The organism is Acinetobacter sp. IRS14 (genome assembly GCF_034650275.1).
Lineage (GTDB): Bacteria > Pseudomonadota > Gammaproteobacteria > Pseudomonadales > Moraxellaceae > Acinetobacter > Acinetobacter oleivorans.
Window position 1 is genome coordinate 186,764 of record NZ_JAOVFN010000003.1, and the last position, 15,150, is coordinate 201,913.

The following is a 15,150-nucleotide window of genomic DNA, read 5'->3' on the forward strand; positions in this document are numbered from 1 at the left end:
TTATGAAATTGATGGTTAATCATCAAACGCATTATAGCTATACGGAAACTGCTCAAAACAGTATTCAGTATATTAAAATGATGCCTCAAACATCGCCGCATCAACATGTTATGAATTGGGCAATTAGCGTGCCAGGTGAGAAAACGATTAAAAGGGACATATTTAACAATGTCTGGATGACGGCTAGTCAGCGCTATCAATACCAACATCTTACATTCATGGCTCAAGGGATTGTTGAGCTTCAAGATGTAGAGCTGGGTTGTGTAAATTTATCTACACCTACAAATTTGTTTTTGCAGATGACAGGTGCAACACGATGTGATCCAGAAATGTTGGATTTTGCTAGAAATATTGTAGTAGTCAAAGATCGACAGCATATTGCATTATTAAGTGAATATATTTTACAGAAAATACTTTATCAGCCTGAAAGTACTTCAGTTCAGACAACTGCAACTGAAGCCTTTCATGCTGGAGAAGGTGTATGCCAAGATCATGCTCATGTTTTAATTGCAATGTGTCGTGCGCTACAATTACCAGCACGTTATGTCTCTGGTTATCTATTTGATCAAAACTATCCGCACCTTGCCAGTCACGCTTGGGCGGAAGTATTTGTAGAAAATCAGTGGTATTGTTTTGATGTAAGCAATCAGTTGTTTACACCCAAACATCATATCTACCTTGCAGTTGGCCGTGACTATCTCGATGTGGCACCTATTCGTGGTGTAAGAGAGCAAGGTGGAGTTGAGAACATGATGTCTGTGGTTCAAGTGTTGGCATGTTGAATGTAAAGAGAATGAAATGACTTATTGTTGTGCGCTAAGATTGGAACAAGGTTTAGTGTTTATTAGTGACACGAGGACTAATGCAGGAGTTGACCATATTTCTGTGTTCCGAAAATTGCATACTTTTGGCGTTACCGGAGAACGTTTTATTGCCTTGCAAACAGCCGGTAATTTAGCCACAACGCAAGCTGTTATAGGTCATTTGCAAAATGCGCTTACTTTACAGCAAGAGCCTAATTTATATAGTGTTAATACGATGTTCGAGGCAGCAGAACTCATTGGTAAAACTTTAAAAGCTGTTTTAGAGGATATTAGTTCGGACACCCAAGAACAAATGAATTATGCCTGTAGTATTTTGGTGGGTGGACAGATTAAAGGTGGTGACATGCAACTTTATAATGTCTATCCACAAGGCAATTTTATTTGTGCAACGACGGATACGCCTTATTTTCAAATTGGTGAAAGTAAATATGGCAAACCGATTCTGGACCGAGCTTTATATTACGCAATGCCATTAGATGATGCATTACGTTGTAGCTTAATTTCTTTTGATTCGACTTTACGTTCAAATGTTTCTGTCGGCTTACCACTAGATGCGTTGATTTATATAAAAGATAGCTTTGTAATTCCGATGGGAAAACGAATTACAGAAGATGATCCTTATTTTTCACAAATCAGTCGGCAATGGTCCGATACTCTCCGTCGCGGCTTACAGGAAATGCCAAAACCGACTGATGACTATTGGCGATAAAATTTTGAATATATAAATAAAAAAATCCAAGCATGCTTGGATTTTTTTATTTTATTATTTAACTGCTTTTACGAGTAGGGCGATTGCTTAAGCGACAGAGTAATTCATATCCTATTGTTCCGTTTGCATCTGCAACATCATCCACTAAACGGTGTGCACCCCAAAGTTCGACTGGTGTACCTAATTTTACTTGCATATCTGTCACATCGATTGCAAGCATATCCATGCTCACTCGGCCTACAACTGCGCAGAGCTGTTTATCAATAGCGACATAGTTCTGTTTAATATAAGCTCGTGGATAACCATCACCATAACCTATAGAAACGATCGCGATATCCATTGCTTGCTTTGCACAGAAAGTAGAACCATAACCGACATGCTCATTAGTCTGAATATGGTTTAGTGCAATGACTTCTGCTGAAAAAGTCATGACTGGTTTTAAGTCAAGATCATGGACTGTTTTATCTGCAAAAGGTGAAGCGCCGTAAAGCATAATACCTGGACGAACATAATCAAAATGTAATTCTGGCCATTTATAAATAGCAGCAGAGTTACAGCAAGATGCTAAAACTGGATCACAAGCTTGTTTAACTTGTAAAAATTGTTGCTTTTGTTGTTCGTTAAGCGGGTGCTCTACATCTGCATTTGCGAAATGCATCGCTAGCACACAGGTAAATCCTTCGGCTTTTAAATTTTTAATAACTTCAATAATTTCAGTAACTTTAAAGCCTAAACGGTTCATGCCGCTATTAAGCTTAACCCAGACTTTTAAACTTTGAGCAATGTATTTTTGCTTATGTTTAATTAACCATTCAAATTGTTGTTGATGGTGAATTACACATTCAAATTTTTGTTCAATTGCAATTGGCATTTCATCTTCAGAAAATACCCCTTCAATTAAAGTAACAGGTTGTTGAAATCCGAGTTCACGAATTTCTAAACCTTCTTGTAGGCAGGCGACACCAAAGGCATCTGAGGCATTTAAAGCTGCTAAACAGTCTTTGATTCCATGTCCATAAGCATTAGCTTTCACCATACTTACAATTTTTGAATTTGCTGCGAGTTCTTTGACACGGTTTAAATTATATTGAAGCGCATTGCGATCAATATAAACTGTTGCTTGGCGCACCCTCATTTACTCCTTTGGGCTAGAGATAGAGTTTATTCTTCATCATCATATTGGCTGTAATACTCAGGAGAGAGATTACTAAATCGAGTATATTGACCTTCAAAGGCAAGACGGACTGAACCAATTGGACCGTTACGCTGCTTACCAATAATAATTTCTGCGGTACCAGCTTCTTTCGACTCTTTGTTATAAACCTCATCACGGTAAATAAACATGATTAAGTCGGCATCCTGCTCGATCGCACCAGATTCACGTAAGTCGGACATTACTGGGCGTTTATTTGGGCGGTTTTCCAGACTTCGGTTGAGCTGGGAAAGTGCGATAACTGGGCATTGCATTTCTTTTGCTAATGCTTTCAAACTACGTGAAATTTCTGAAATCTCACCTACACGGTTATCACCCATGCCAGGAACTTTCATAAGCTGCAAGTAATCGACCATGATACAACCAATTTTTCCATCATGCATTTTGGCAACGCGTCGAGCACGGGCACGAAGTTCCGTTGGAGGTAGAGCAGATGAGTCATCAATATACAAATGCATTTGTTGAAGTTGTAAAATGGTACCAGTCACCTTGGTCCATTCATCTGCATCTAAGTTACCCGAACGTAAATGTCCTTGGTGAACTTTACCCATTGCAGAAATAAGACGCATCGCAATAGAGTCTGCTGGCATCTCCATAGAGAAAACCAGAGCGGGTAACTTGTTATATTGCAAAACACTTTCAACCAAATTCATGGCAAAAGTAGTTTTACCCATCGATGGACGTGCAGCAACAATAATTAAGTCACCAGGCTGCATACCAGATGTTTTATTATCAAGTTCTAAGAAGCCTGTGGTTAAACCTGTAATATTGCCATCGAGTTTTGAGAGTTCATCAAGTTTACTAATTACATCGGCGGTAACAGAGCTAATAGATTTGGGGCCTGCATCCTTTTTATTGTTATTGTGCTGTTCTGCTAAAGAGAAAATACTCGTTTCGGCCAAATCTAGAATTTCACTAACACCACGACCTTTTGTGTCATAAGCATTTTGTAAAATTTCAGTACTAACTTTAATCATGCTACGAAGCGTAGAGAATTCTTTAATTTTACTGGCATACGTTTCTAAGTTATAGAAACTTGATGGTGAATCAGCCATAAGCTGCATTAAATACTCTTCGCCACCAATTGCATCGAGTAAATTTTGTTTTAAGAGCCAGTCACTTACTAATACAGCATCATAAGGAGAGTTTTCTTGTGCTAGTTTCTCAATGGCACGATAGATATATTTGTGACGTGTTGCATAAAAATCATTTTCTTTTAATAAGTCGCTGACTTGTTCAAAAGATTCGGCAACTGTCATTAAGGCCGCAAGAACAGCCTGTTCAATGGCTAAATTGTGTGGGGGAGTGCGAAACTCTTTAAGTTGGCCTGATTCACTCGTCTTATTTTCTGTTGGAGATGAAAGAGTTAAAGAAGTGGCATTCGCCTGAGACATAATTAGACCTGATGATAAAGAAAGATGTACGCAAATAGCCTGTGAGGCCGAGAACTATCTTAAAACAAAATGAAATAAACTACCTAATTAAAAAACCAATTAAACTAAAGAACTGATCAGGAATTAATATATCTTATTTTAAAAATAGGGCACATAAAAAAAGAGCATGCAGAAGCATGCTCTTTTTTTGATGAGAAATTACTCAGATACGATAGTAACGAGAACTTCTGCAACAACATCATGGTGCAATTGGATTGCGATGTTGAATTCACCAGTGTGACGAAGCGCGCCATTCGGTAAACGAACTTCTGCACGGTCAACTGTAAGACCAGCATTCGTTAAAGCGTCAGCGATGTCACGAGTACCGATAGAACCGAAGAGTTTACCTTCGTCACCAGCTTTAGCAGTGATAACGATGTTAACTTCATTCAATTGTTCAGCACGTGCTTGAGCAGCAGCTAAAATTTCAGCTTCTTGCTTTTCAAGTTCAGCGCGACGAGCTTCGAAAGCAGCAGTGTTAGCTTCAGTAGCTGCAACTGCTTTACCTTGAGGGATAAGGAAGTTACGGCCGTAACCAGCTTTAACTGATACTTTATCGCCTAATTTACCAAGGTTCTTAATGCGTTGTAATAAGATAACGTCCACAGATCACCTCACTTATGGTTGTCAGTGTACGGAATCAAAGACAAGTAGCGAGCTTGCTTGATAGCAAGAGCTAATTGACGTTGATAACGAGCTTTAGTACCAGTGATACGGCTAGGAACAATCTTGCCGTTTTCAGTGATGTACTGTTTTAAAGTATCGATATCTTTGTAGTCGATGTACACAACATTCTCAGCTGTAAAGCGGCAGAACTTGCGACGACGGTAAAAACGTGCCATTGATGTTCTCCTTATTCAGCGTCTTGAGCAACTTGCTGTGCTTCTTCACGTTGAGCTTTACGCGCACGCTTTTCTTCAGCACTTTTAGCAAGCAATGACTCTTCAGTGATTGCGTGTTCACGACGAATGATAAGGTTACGAATGATCGCGTCATTATAACGGAACAATTCTTCTAACTCATCAAGTGTAGTTTGACCACACTCAACATTCATAAGAATGTAGTGCGCTTTGTGAATTTTGTTAATTGGGTAAGCCAATTGACGACGGCCCCAATCTTCTAAACGGTGAATTTGACCTTCAGCTTCTTTGATCTGAGAGATATAGCGTTCAACCATACCTACAACTTGATCGCTTTGATCTGGGTGTACTAAAAGTACGATTTCGTAATGACGCATTGTCAGCTCCTTACGGTTTAAACAGCCCCTAATAAATAAAAAATTAGAAGCAAGGAGTCATAACTTGAAAGTTATGTCGCAAAATTTGCGAAGGCTGAATTATAAGTAAAAGTTCGACTAAAAACAAATCTTTTGATGAGAAAAGTAAAACTTCTTTACTATCGAGGAGGAAATCCTCCCTTATTTAAAAGAGAGGAAGATTTGGAGCAGGGGATTGATAGGTAAAGCTAAAGCTCAAACTTAACAGGGTAATTAATATGACCGAGTAAAGGAAAAAACGTTTAGCCCAAAGTTGGTCATTTTCAGCTTTAAAGCCAATAATTGATAAATAGAACCAATATGCTGTTAATGCATTAAAAGTTACTAGAAAAAATATATTGGTATAGCCAAAACAATATAAACCATTCAATACGGCTGCAAACAACACAATATAAATGACACACTCTACTTTCGTGCGATAAATAGAACGTGCAACAGGCAGAATGGGGATTCCCGCATTTTTGTAATCGTCAAAACGATAAATAGCAATTGCCCATGAATGTGGCATTTGCCATAGCGCGTAAGCTAAAAACAAAAGTAAAGCGGCTACATCAAAATGATGTGTTACTGCTGTATAACCAATAACAGGAGGGCTCGCTCCGGAAATACTACCAATGACGGTTTGATGGATTGAGGTGCGTTTTGTCCACAAACTATAAAAACCGACATAGACAATAAAACCAATCATTGCAAACAAGAAAGCGTAAGCATTTACACCGAACCACAAAATACTAAAACCGATAAGTCCAAGAACAAATGCATATATAAGTGCAACAGTAGGAGAGATGGTTTTTTTGACCAATGCACGGTTTTGCGTGCGCTGCATTTTTGTGTCGATGTCTTGGTCTATCACATTATTTACAACACAACCAGAAGCGACAACTAAAGTTGTTCCAAGTAAGGTGAGTAGTAATAATAAGATGTCTATAGAGCCTTGGGCGGCTAAGAAAAAGCCGCCCAAGGTGGTAATGAAATTACCGAAGAGAATTCCTGGTTTAGTCAGGAATAGATATTTTTTCAACATGACAATCAGTTTAGATCATCATATTGTAGTGAAGGTAATTCATAATCCACACAGAACCGATTAAAAGCACAGCGATACATAAGATTGTGTAGATGAATGCAATCATATTCCAGCGTTGTTCAGATGATGTATTCATGTGTAGGAAGTACACAAGTTGTACAAGAACCTGAGCAACAGCAGCGATAGCAATTACTGTAACTAAAATTCCACGACTGAAACCACCCGCCATCACCATCCCGAACGGGATGATGGTGAGGATAACAGAAAGGATAAATCCAACAGTGTATTGCTTAAAGTTACCGTGTGACGCACCTGCAGCATTATGGTCATGACTACTCATTAGAGAACTCCCAGTAAGTAAACGACGCTGAATACACAGATCCAAACGATGTCAAGGAAGTGCCAGAACAAGCTTAAGCAAGCTAGACGACGTGTATTCGGTAATGTCAAACCTTTAGTTTTGATTTGATACATCAATACCAACATCCACACTAAACCAGAAGTTACGTGGATACCGTGTGTACCAACCAAAGTAAAGAACGATGATAAGAATGCACTGTGAGTTGGACCATGACCTTCTTCTACAAGGTGATGGAACTCATAAAGTTCCATTCCAATGAACGTTGCACCAAAAAGGAATGTAATAAATAACCAAGTGATAACTTGATTTACATTCTTTTTATAAGATGCAAGTACAGCAAAACCGAAAGTTACCGATGAAATCAATAAGGCAAATGTTTCAGTTAAAACGTAGCCTAATGAATCATGGAACAGGTCATATGCACTTGGAGTTCCTGGTGGAATATGACTGCTTAATACAGCGAACGCAATGAAGAGTGATCCGAAAAGAATCAAGTCACTCATCAAGTATGTCCAGAAACCAAAGACCGTTAAGTCAGTATCATCATGCTCATGATGACCATCGTGGCCGTGGTTGTCGTGATGAAGTACTTCAGCCATTTCCTTAGTCCTTCTTCAAGTGTTTTTCAAGTAAAGCATAGCGTTCGTTTTCAATACGCTCAACTTCAGCAGCAGGAACGTAGTAATCAACATTCTTAGTGAATGAGCTTACGATCAAGCTAACAACAGCTGAAACGAATGAAACAACAACGAGCCACCAAATATGCCAGATAAGTGCAAAGCCAAGAACTGTAATGAACATTGCAATGACAAAACCAGCAGCACGATCAGTCGGCATGTGGATGTCTTCATATTTAGTGTTACGTGCGTATGCTACACCATTTTCTTTGTCAGTCCAGAAACGGTCAATACCGCTTGCATCTGGTTCATGCGCAAAGTTATAGAACGGAGCAGGGGAAGAAGTCGCCCATTCAAGCGTACGTGCATCCCATGGATCGCCCGTAAGGTCCATGTTGTCTTTGCGTTGTAAGAAACCAACAATGATTTGCATTAAGAAACATGCAATACCAATCGCAACGAGAACAGCACCAAATAATGCAATTGCAAGGTAAGGATCCCATTCTGGGTTGTCATATGTATTCAAACGACGAGTCATACCCATGAAACCAAGGATATAAAGTGGCATGAATGCAAAATAGAAACCGAAGAACCAGAACCAGAACGCAGCTTTACCCCATGCTTCATTGAGCTTCCAACCAAACATTTTTGGCCAGTAGTAAATGATGCCGGCAAACATACCAAACACCACACCACCGATAATTACGTTATGGAAGTGAGCGATCAAGAATAATGAGTTGTGTACAAGGAAGTCCGCAGGTGGAACAGCCATAAGTACACCAGTTAAACCACCGATACCAAATGTAATAAGGAAGCCAAGCGTCCATAACATTGGAGTAGTAAAGGTGATGCGACCTTTATACATAGTGAATAACCAAGAGAAGATTTTCACACCAGTAGGAATCGCAATAACCATGGTCATGATACCGAAGAACGCGTTAACGTTCGCACCAGCACCCATTGTAAAGAAGTGGTGAAGCCATACAACGAACGCAAGAACTGTAATCGCGATAGTTGCATACACCATAGACTTGTAACCGAACAACGCTTTACGAGAGAAGGTTGCAACGATTTCTGAGTATAGACCAAATGCTGGTAATACTAAGATATATACTTCAGGGTGACCCCATGTCCAGATCAAGTTCACATAAAGCATTGGGCTACCGCCAAGCTCATTTGTGAAGAAATGGAAACCGAAGTAACGGTCTAGAGTTAACATTGCAAGTGTACCTGTTAATACAGGGAACGATGCAATGATTAATACAGCCGTACAAAGTGAAGTCCACGTGAAAATAGGCATGTCCATTAATTTCATGCCAGGTGCACGCATTTTGATGATGGTAACGAAGAAGTTAACACCAGATAAAAGCGTACCTAGACCAGAAACCTGAAGTGCCCAGATATAGTAGTCAACACCTACACCAGGAGAATATTGAATGCCAGACAGAGGAGGGTAAGCCATCCAACCAGTCGCAGCAAATTCACCTAATACAAGTGAAAGCATCATCAAACCAGCAGCACCAGCGAATAACCAGAAGCTTAAAGAGTTCAATAATGGGAATGCAACGTCACGAGCACCAATCTGTAATGGTACAGAGATGTTCATCATACCAACAACAAGACCCATTGCTACGAAGAAGATCATGATTACACCGTGTGCGGTGAAGATCTGGTCGTAATGGTCTGGATGTAGATAACCTTCGCCGCCGCCTTTAGCGAGGAAAAGTTGTAGACGCATCATAATTGCATCGGCGAAACCACGCAAAAGCATGACCACAGATACAAGAATGTACATGATACCAATTTTTTTATGGTCTACCGTAATAAACCACTCATTCCACAAGTATCCCCATTTTTTGAAATAGGTGATACCGCCAAGCACAACAATTGCACCAAGTGCCATAAGGACCATGGTGACAAGCACGATTGGCTCTGTCGGGATAGAGTCCCAACCCAGTTTACCAAAAATCATATCCATGTCTTATTCCCCTTGAGCAGCGTGTTCAGCTGTTGCATGCGCAGCAGAGTGGTCAACACCATGATAGTTACTCATATAATGGTTGATAATTGTTTCAAACAATTGTGGTTCAACTGAAGAGTAATAAGTCACAGGGTGTGGCTTAGTCGGGAACGGTTTCATAGCTTCAGCTTTAGCAAGCGCTTCTTGATCACCAGCAGCTTTAGCACGATTTACTAAATGCTCGATCTGGTGCTTAGAACGGTCACCATCACGTAAGGTTGCTAATTCAGCTTGGTCAAGCGTAGTTTTTTGAACTGCTTCTGGGTTAATAGTAGAACCATTACCCGCTTTTACAGCTGCTACCCATTCATTGAACTGTTGCTCTGTAACACTATGCGCCTTGAAACGCATTTGAGAGAAACCGTAACCTGAGTAGTTAGAAGAGAAACCACGATATACGCCAGTTTCATTTGCTAACAAATGAAGGTGAGTTTGCATACCTGCCATTGCATAAATCTGGCCGCCTAACTGTGGAATGAAGAATGAGTTCATTGTAAAGTTAGAGGTGATTTTAAAGCTTAACGGAGTTTTTTCAGGGAAACGTACTTCGTTAACAGTTGCAATGTTTTGTTCAGGATAAATGAAGATCCACTTAAACTGTTCTGCAACAACTTGAATAGTTAAAGGAGCTTTATCTGATTCTAAAGGACGGTATGGGTCATACTTGTGGGAACCCCACCAAGTTAACCAAGCTAAAATACCAATAATAATGACAGGGATACCCCATACTACAACTTCAATTGTAGTTGAGTGTGCCCATGTAGGTTTATAGTCTGCATCTTTATTTGACGCGCGATATTTCCAACCAAACCATAATGCCATGATGATTGAAGGAATCACCACAAGTAACATTAAATAGATCGCAGTCATCATAAGGTCACTTTGACCTTGACCAACTGGACCTTTAGAGTTTAGAAGTACCATATCACCACCACACCCAGTCAAAAGTGCGGCAAGCGTTGATAAAGACAATACAGCTAAAATCGTTTGTCTCATTTTACAACCTCGGTGAAGAGTCCCATTCCCTAATTAAATATGGGATAGCGATTAAAGTGTCGCATGATTGAGAACGCTAATCCTTAAATTTAGACTTCTCAATTATATGACACCGCTACGTTGTAGGGCATTATGCCTCATATCGACAAACTAAGCTATACATAAAGTAGTCTGAAATAATTGTTTTAAAACCCGATTTTTTTTGTAGGGTATCGAATCAATATGGAGCTTTTATTTAAATATCAACTCTCTATAGAAAAAAGGAGGCGGGGTGCCTCCTTTTTTTTTAGACCTTAAATGAATGAGTCATTCACTATCATTTGATCACTTTTGTTCTTGCAATTTTGTCATGTAGCGCCTGTCTCTTTTGCCCTAATGCAAAAGCGTAGTCAATAATTGTACTAATAGGCATAAACAACAAGTTGAGTATGATGAAAACAACACTTCTTAATAAGAAGATGCGAGTTAAATTAACTTTACCATTGCTTTCGGCATCTACAATTTTAATTCCAACAATTTTCTTACCTATACTTTGCCCATATTTTGTTAAAAGAAAGGCTTGAATTGCAAGCATGATTACGACGTAAGCAAGCATAGAATGCCAAGCTTCAATAGGAATTAAAGTAAAAAGTTGATGTTGTAGCTCTGCTGCTTTAGTTGAAGCAACTTCAGCTGATTGCATTTGTTTTTGCAATTCAAATAATTGCTTATATTGAGATTCATTAAAGAAAAAAGAAGGAATCGCAGCTATGGGTAACCAAAGTAATAAATCAATAATTTTTGCCAAAGCTCGAGATTGAATTGAGGCAAGTTCGTGAATTTTAGGCTCTACACGAATTTGACGAATAGTTTCATTAGGTGAGCTACTGGTGTTTATAACAGGTACAGAATAACCGATAGGTTGATATACAAGTTTACCTTGGGTTAATTCTCCTAAAGCTTTCCATTCTGTCATGCCTTCATGCCAAGCTAAATCAGTTAACAAAATTTGTTGGCTAGCCAACATTTGATTTACTTGTTCTAAGGTGTAAGGCCCCGCTTGTTGATTATTACGTGCCAAGTAAATTTGCATAAATAAAAATTCTCTATTCTAAAGATGAAAAAAGACCCACGGATGGGCCTTTTTTTATAACATATTAGATTTGCTTGATTTTTTCTTCAGCAAGGAAGAACCATGTATCTAAAACTGAGTCTGGGTTAAGAGAGACAGACTCAATACCTTGTTCCATTAACCATTTTGCAAGATCTGGATGATCTGAAGGGCCTTGACCACAGATACCTACATATTTACCCGCTTTACGGCAGGCATGGATTGCCATTGAAAGAAGCGCTTTAACTGCTGCATCACGTTCATCAAATAGGTGTGAAACAATTCCAGAGTCACGGTCAAGACCCAGCGTTAACTGAGTTAAGTCATTCGAACCAATAGAGAAGCCATCAAAATGCTCTAGGAACTGTTCAGCTAACAAAGCGTTAGTTGGTAATTCACACATCATGATTACTTTTAAGCCGTTCTCACCGCGTCTCAAACCATTTTGTGCAAGTAACTCAATAACGCGTTTTGCTTCGGATACAGTACGTACAAAAGGAATCATGATTTGAATATTGGTTAAACCCATTTCATCACGAGCTTTTTTAAGTGCACGGCATTCTAATTCGAAACAGTCACGGAAGTTATCAGATACATAACGGCTTGCACCACGGAAACCGAGCATCGGGTTTTCTTCTTCAGGCTCGTATAACTTACCGCCAATCAAGTTTGCATATTCATTTGATTTGAAGTCAGACATACGAACGATAACTGGCTTGTCACCGAATGCAGCAGCAAGGGTCGCAATACCTTCAACCAATTTTTCAACATAGAAATCTACTGGTGAAGCATAACCCGCAGTACGAGTTAGAACCGCAGCACGAGTTTCACGCGGTAGGCTATCAATGTTGAGTAGGGCTTTAGGATGCACGCCGATCATACGGTTAATAATGAACTCAAGACGAGCAAGACCAATACCTTCATTTGGAATTTGAGCAAAGTCAAACGCACGGTCAGGGTTACCTACGTTCATCATAATTTTGAACGATAGCTTAGGCATAGATTCAATTGAGTTACGTTGAACTTCGAAATCTAAAGCACCTTCGTAAATGAAGCCAGTGTCACCTTCAGCACAAGAAACTGTTACTTCTTGTCCATCAGTCAATACTTCTGTTGCGTTACCACAGCCGACAATAGCAGGTACACCAAGTTCACGTGCAATAATTGCCGCGTGACATGTACGACCACCGCGGTTAGTAATAATTGCCGCAGCACGTTTCATTACCGGTTCCCAATCAGGATCGGTCATATCTGATACAAGAACGTCGCCTTCTTGAACTTTGTCCATTTCTTTAATTGAATTAATGATACGGACTTTACCAGAACCAATACGTTGACCAATTGAACGGCCTTCACAAAGAACAGTACCTCTTTGTTTAAGAAGGTAACGCTCCATTGTGCCTACATTTTGACGGCTTTTTACTGTTTCAGGGCGAGCTTGAACAATATAAATTTGACCATCATCGCCATCTTTTGCCCATTCGATATCCATTGGCGCACCGTAGTGCTGCTCAATAATAAGCGCTTGTTTAGCTAGCTCTTGTAACTCATGATCATTTAAAGCAAATTGTTGGCGCTCTTGTTTCTCAACATCAACAACGATAACTGATTTACCAGCAGAACCTTCTTCACCATAAATCATTTTCTGGTGTTTTGAACCAAGGTTACGGCGTAAAACTGAATGTCTACCAGCATTTAATAATGGTTTAGATAAGTAAAATTCGTCTGGGTTAACGGCACCCTGTACAACCATTTCACCTAAACCATAAGATGCTGTAATAAATACAACGTCGCGGAAACCAGACTCAGTATCAAGTGTAAACATTACACCCGCAGCACCAGTTTCAGAACGAACCATACGCTGAACGCCTGCAGAAAGTGCAACGACGTCATGGTCAAAACCTTGGTGTACACGGTAAGAAATTGCACGGTCATTATATAAAGAAGCGAATACTTCTTTAATCGCAATAAGAACGTTATCAATACCGCGAATATTCAAGAAAGTTTCTTGCTGACCTGCGAATGAAGCATCTGGTAAATCTTCAGCAGTTGCAGATGAACGAACGGCAACCGCGATTTCTGGGTTGCCGTTAGAAAGTGTTGTAAAAGCGGCGCGAATTTCTTGTTCTAGGTTTGCAGTGAGTGGAGTCTCTACAATCCATTGACGAATTTTAGCACCTGTTTCTGCAAGGGCATTTACGTCATCAACATTGAGTTGAGCAAGTTCTGCTTGAATTCGAGCGTTAAGACCGCTTTGATCTAAGAACTCACGATAGGCATCAGCAGTAGTTGCAAAACCGCCAGGTACCGATACACCAGCATTTGATAAATGGCTGATCATTTCACCCAAAGATGAGTTTTTCCCACCTACGAGTTCGACATCGTGTTTCCCTAATTTTTCTAGACCGATTACGCGCGCTTCCAAAGTTTTCACTCCACTTTTGCAGTATTAATGTCTATCTTGGCATGAAATTATAAAAATAAAGTGCTTAGTTGAGAATTATACTAAGCGACAGTCATGTAAGATCAGTTTACTATAAAGATTATATAGCACTAAGACAAATGTTTAAGGAGAATTTTAATGTCAGAAAGTAAACAGTTTAGACGGAGCGTTTTTTTTATTTCTGATGGAACTGCAATTACTGCCGAGACTCTTGGACATTCGTTATTAGCACAATTTCCCAATGTTGATTTTGATATTCATATCATGCCGTATATTACAACTGAAGAGGCGGCAATGGATGTTGTGATTGAAATTAATAGATGTCAGACCAAAGATGGTTGCCTACCTTTAGTCTTTGATACTTTAGTTGATCCACACGTACGAGAAATCATTAATACTGCTAAAGCAGTTAATCTTGATGTGTTTGAAGGTTTAATCAGCAAATTGGAACAAGAGTTAGGTACGCCTCCTACGACATTAGTTGGGCAGACACATGCCGTAACCGATTCTGAATCTTATAAAGCTCGTATTGATGCTGTTCATTTTGCGCTTGATAATGATGATGGAGCGCGTACTCGTCATTATGATAAAGCGGATTTAATCTTAATTGGCGTTTCTCGTTCGGGTAAAACACCAACTTCTATTTACTTATCTCTTCAATTCGGTATCCGTGTTGCAAACTATCCTTTAACAGAAGAAGATTTGGATGATAACCGTTTGCCAGCAGTACTAAGACCGCATCGCAGTAAATTGTTTGGTTTAATGATTGATGCTGAGCGATTAGTTGCGATTCGTAGTGAGCGTAAAGCGAATAGTCGTTATGCAAGTTTTAGCCAATGCCAAATGGAACTTAGAGCAATTGAAGGAATCTATATTTCAGAAGGGATTAAATATTTAAACGTGACTGAAATGTCGATTGAAGAAATTTCAACGCGTGTTTTACAAATGACAGGATTAAAACGTCGTATTGGTTAATTTAATCAAATCTTTATTTTAACCATTCAAATTTTTTATATTAATTTATAGGTAATTTGAATGGTTATAAATATAAAACATGAGAAAAATAAAAGTTTTAAATATAAAACAAAAAGTTATTAAAACGTTTTTATTAGTTATCAGCCTGTAAGGTTTTTATAATTCAATT

At 39.2% G+C, this 15,150-nt stretch carries 15 protein-coding genes; 3 read left to right on the top strand and 12 right to left on the bottom strand.

The features are described 5' to 3' along the window. The first annotated feature begins 2 nt into the window (after window positions 1-2). Both ODQ17_RS04550 and ODQ17_RS04555 read left to right on the top strand, forming a co-directional pair. The gene (locus ODQ17_RS04550; protein ID WP_005306763.1) at window positions 3-782 is read left to right on the top strand and encodes a transglutaminase family protein; all 780 of its coding nucleotides are present in this window, start codon (window positions 3-5) and stop codon (window positions 780-782) included. Between the two features lie 16 nt (window positions 783-798). Continuing rightward, a complete protein-coding gene (locus ODQ17_RS04555; protein WP_013197333.1) occupies window positions 799-1,533 on the top strand; it encodes a proteasome-type protease in 735 nt (244 codons plus the stop codon). 58 nt (window positions 1,534-1,591) lie between these two features. Here the strand turns inward: ODQ17_RS04555 and alr are convergent, their stop codons facing one another. From alr to ppsA, 12 genes are all read right to left on the bottom strand, one after another. Next, on the bottom strand, window positions 1,592-2,662 hold the full coding sequence (alr, locus tag ODQ17_RS04560) for an alanine racemase (protein ID WP_322901999.1): 1,071 nt from the start codon (window positions 2,660-2,662) through the stop codon (window positions 1,592-1,594). Window positions 2,663-2,694: 32 nt separating this feature from the next. Beyond that, window positions 2,695-4,140: a replicative DNA helicase gene (gene dnaB, locus ODQ17_RS04565; RefSeq protein WP_004791451.1), complete on the bottom strand. Its 1,446-nt coding sequence runs from the start codon at window positions 4,138-4,140 to the stop codon at window positions 2,695-2,697. Window positions 4,141-4,338: 198 nt separating this feature from the next. Next, entirely contained in the window at window positions 4,339-4,785 is a 447-nt protein-coding gene (gene rplI / locus ODQ17_RS04570; protein ID WP_004700828.1) for a 50S ribosomal protein L9, read from the bottom strand. Between the two features lie 8 nt (window positions 4,786-4,793). Then, window positions 4,794-5,021, bottom strand: a complete 228-nt coding sequence (rpsR, locus tag ODQ17_RS04575) for a 30S ribosomal protein S18 (protein ID WP_004791454.1) — start codon at window positions 5,019-5,021, stop codon at window positions 4,794-4,796. Window positions 5,022-5,032: 11 nt separating this feature from the next. Further along, window positions 5,033-5,416, bottom strand: a complete 384-nt coding sequence (gene rpsF / locus ODQ17_RS04580; RefSeq protein ID WP_004791455.1) for a 30S ribosomal protein S6 — start codon at window positions 5,414-5,416, stop codon at window positions 5,033-5,035. 184 nt (window positions 5,417-5,600) lie between these two features. Further along, window positions 5,601-6,479, bottom strand: a complete 879-nt coding sequence (gene cyoE / locus ODQ17_RS04585; protein ID WP_107880963.1) for a heme o synthase — start codon at window positions 6,477-6,479, stop codon at window positions 5,601-5,603. A 10-nt stretch (window positions 6,480-6,489) separates the two neighbouring features. Then, entirely contained in the window at window positions 6,490-6,819 is a 330-nt protein-coding gene (locus tag ODQ17_RS04590) for a cytochrome o ubiquinol oxidase subunit IV (protein ID WP_004643325.1), read from the bottom strand. After that, window positions 6,819-7,439, bottom strand: a complete 621-nt coding sequence (cyoC, locus tag ODQ17_RS04595) for a cytochrome o ubiquinol oxidase subunit III (protein ID WP_005306751.1) — start codon at window positions 7,437-7,439, stop codon at window positions 6,819-6,821. Before cyoC ends, ODQ17_RS04590 begins: the two co-directional genes overlap by 1 nt. Before the next feature lie 4 nt (window positions 7,440-7,443). Continuing rightward, window positions 7,444-9,435: a cytochrome o ubiquinol oxidase subunit I gene (cyoB, locus tag ODQ17_RS04600; RefSeq protein ID WP_252059194.1), complete on the bottom strand. Its 1,992-nt coding sequence runs from the start codon at window positions 9,433-9,435 to the stop codon at window positions 7,444-7,446. Window positions 9,436-9,438: 3 nt separating this feature from the next. Beyond that, window positions 9,439-10,473 carry a ubiquinol oxidase subunit II gene (gene cyoA, locus ODQ17_RS04605; protein WP_004791463.1) on the bottom strand — a complete coding sequence of 345 codons (1,035 nt, stop codon included), beginning with the start codon at window positions 10,471-10,473 and terminating at the stop codon, window positions 9,439-9,441. 316 nt (window positions 10,474-10,789) lie between these two features. After that, complete coding sequence (locus ODQ17_RS04610; protein ID WP_322902003.1) at window positions 10,790-11,545, bottom strand: RDD family protein; 756 nt, start codon at window positions 11,543-11,545, stop codon at window positions 10,790-10,792. Between the two features lie 64 nt (window positions 11,546-11,609). Then, window positions 11,610-13,997, bottom strand: a complete 2,388-nt coding sequence (ppsA, locus tag ODQ17_RS04615) for a phosphoenolpyruvate synthase (protein WP_322902005.1) — start codon at window positions 13,995-13,997, stop codon at window positions 11,610-11,612. Between the two features lie 147 nt (window positions 13,998-14,144). Here ppsA and ppsR point away from each other — a divergent pair, with 147 nt between their 5' ends. Then, on the top strand, window positions 14,145-14,981 hold the full coding sequence (gene ppsR / locus ODQ17_RS04620; protein ID WP_004791471.1) for a posphoenolpyruvate synthetase regulatory kinase/phosphorylase PpsR: 837 nt from the start codon (window positions 14,145-14,147) through the stop codon (window positions 14,979-14,981). Window positions 14,982-15,150 lie beyond the last annotated feature (169 nt).

Coding starts and splice junctions, on each gene's coding strand:
- ODQ17_RS04590 (WP_004643325.1), bottom strand. CDS start 6,819: ATGAGTAGTCATGACCATAATGCTGCAGGTGCGTCACACGGTAACTTT.
- cyoB (WP_252059194.1), bottom strand. CDS start 9,435: ATGGATATGATTTTTGGTAAACTGGGTTGGGACTCTATCCCGACAGAG.
- ODQ17_RS04550 (WP_005306763.1), top strand. CDS start 3: ATGAAATTGATGGTTAATCATCAAACGCATTATAGCTATACGGAAACT.
- cyoE (WP_107880963.1), bottom strand. CDS start 6,479: ATGTTGAAAAAATATCTATTCCTGACTAAACCAGGAATTCTCTTCGGT.
- cyoA (WP_004791463.1), bottom strand. CDS start 10,473: ATGAGACAAACGATTTTAGCTGTATTGTCTTTATCAACGCTTGCCGCA.
- ppsR (WP_004791471.1), top strand. CDS start 14,145: ATGTCAGAAAGTAAACAGTTTAGACGGAGCGTTTTTTTTATTTCTGAT.
- dnaB (WP_004791451.1), bottom strand. CDS start 4,140: ATGTCTCAGGCGAATGCCACTTCTTTAACTCTTTCATCTCCAACAGAA.
- ODQ17_RS04555 (WP_013197333.1), top strand. CDS start 799: ATGACTTATTGTTGTGCGCTAAGATTGGAACAAGGTTTAGTGTTTATT.
- cyoC (WP_005306751.1), bottom strand. CDS start 7,439: ATGGCTGAAGTACTTCATCACGACAACCACGGCCACGATGGTCATCAT.
- ODQ17_RS04610 (WP_322902003.1), bottom strand. CDS start 11,545: ATGCAAATTTACTTGGCACGTAATAATCAACAAGCGGGGCCTTACACC.
- rpsR (WP_004791454.1), bottom strand. CDS start 5,021: ATGGCACGTTTTTACCGTCGTCGCAAGTTCTGCCGCTTTACAGCTGAG.
- rpsF (WP_004791455.1), bottom strand. CDS start 5,416: ATGCGTCATTACGAAATCGTACTTTTAGTACACCCAGATCAAAGCGAT.